Annotated in this window: 2 protein-coding genes; both read right to left on the reverse strand. The window is 44.3% G+C overall.

Annotated features, from left to right (window positions below; genetic code table 11):
• Positions 1 to 54 precede the first annotated feature (54 nt).
• The gene (locus FC72_RS10540; protein ID WP_056962884.1) at positions 55 to 948 is read right to left on the reverse strand and encodes an IS3 family transposase; all 894 of its coding nucleotides are present in this window, start codon (positions 946 to 948) and stop codon (positions 55 to 57) included.
• A complete protein-coding gene (locus tag FC72_RS10545; protein ID WP_057707346.1) occupies positions 945 to 1,619 on the reverse strand; it encodes a helix-turn-helix domain-containing protein in 675 nt (224 codons plus the stop codon). Before FC72_RS10545 ends, FC72_RS10540 begins: the two co-directional genes overlap by 4 nt.
• Positions 1,620 to 1,689: the final 70 nt, after the last annotated feature.

The following is a 1,689-nucleotide window of genomic DNA, read 5'->3' on the forward strand; positions in this document are numbered from 1 at the left end:
TGCACTAGTCCCTGTCAAGTTGACAGATGAAATATTATAAAGTTGAATCTGTCTCTAAGCGGCTTCATTCCAGTATTCATCTGGAGTGAGGCCGTTTCTTTGTGCTGAACGATTGTGGCAATTGAAGTATTCAATACCTTCTTCAACCAGTTTCTCGAGTTCTTGGAGAGTCTTAGGCATCGAATGACGATCCATCCAGCGCAATTTGAACTCATTCCACCAACGTTCCATTGGCGCATTATCGAATGGCGTGCCCGGACGAGACATGCTACGAGTTACATCGTAACGTGCAAGAAAATTATTGAAGGCGCCAGAAGTGTAAGCTGAGCCGCGATCCGTATGAATCAATGGATGAACGGCTCCGACACTATCAAATGCACGTTGGAACACTTCGATTTCCGCAGCTGAAGTTTCAGTGACGCTAAGATGGTGTGACAAGAGAAGTCGTCCATAGAGATCAAGAACGCCACTCAACCGAATTTTATATTCGCCGTTTGGACCAAATCTCAGTTCGGTCGAGTCGGACAACCAGACTTTATTAGGCGCATCCGTATCAAAATTTTGGTTTAAGACATTGTCTTGGATGTATTGCTCACTAGCTTTTTGGCGACTGTGTTTTTTAACTCGAATTTGGCATTTCAATCCAAGTTCTCGCATCACTCGTCGAACCATTTTATGAGTAACTTCAAAAGTAATTGACTCGTCATGCTGAAGGTTGACTAACAGATTTCCAGCACCAATACCTTGATGATGGAAATCAAACCAGTGTTGTGTCCGTTCCTTGAGCCGACGATCGCGGGCTTCCCAAGCCGTTTCTTCTCGCTTTAATCCTTTGTAGTAAGCCTGCCGGCTTACTCCGACAACAGCTAATAACTTGGTAACTGCACCGCGCTTGCCTTGACTGGTCTCTTTAATTGCGAGGTAGGCCTGTCGATGTTGTTTATTCACCCCTTGCGCTGGAGTTCCAGCAATTTTTTTGCGAATTGTTCCACCAATTCTTTGTCTTTGAGCTCAGCTTCGAGCTGGCGAATACGAAGGTTTGCTTTATCGAGATCAGTTAGTTCTGACTCATCTTTGTGGTGGCCACGATTATCAACGAGAGCCTCATAACCGCCATTCTTTGCCTTAAGCACCCAAGACCGTGCTTGTTGATATGAAACTTGAAAATGCTTAGCGGCTTCAGTGTATGAGTGCTTGTGTTTTACCACATACTCAACGACTTCGATTCGCTCTTCGAAAGTTGTCTTCTTACGCATAGTGGGGACCTGCTTTCTGGACGGCGATGCCGTCAAAGGTTTGTCTCCATTATACGTATCAAGCCACGTCTTTGCTTGAGCAACGTTGCGTAATCCATACTTGTTTGCCAAGTTCTCTAGCGTACCTTCGCCATTCAGATAGGCAAAGACAACAGTTTCCTTTAATTCCTTGCTGTAGTGAATATTCTTCCTTGCTTCCTCCAATCCTTCAAGGCCATCTCGTTCGTAACGCAGCGACCAACGTTTAAGTGAGTCCTTACCAATGCCATGTTGTCTTTCAAAAGTGGCTCTGGGTAAATCCGACTCCTTAAATTCCTCGAGCAATTTAAGTTTCTCAAGAGCCGTGAACTTAGATCTGGACATACAAAAATCCCTCCATAATCATCAGATGAATTATTGTATTTCATCTGACAACCATAAAGGGATTATCGCA

This window comes from Companilactobacillus tucceti DSM 20183 (genome assembly GCF_001434665.1).
GTDB lineage: Bacteria > Bacillota > Bacilli > Lactobacillales > Lactobacillaceae > Companilactobacillus > Companilactobacillus tucceti.

Coding starts and splice junctions, on each gene's coding strand:
- FC72_RS10545 (WP_057707346.1), bottom strand. CDS start 1,619: ATGTCCAGATCTAAGTTCACGGCTCTTGAGAAACTTAAATTGCTCGAG.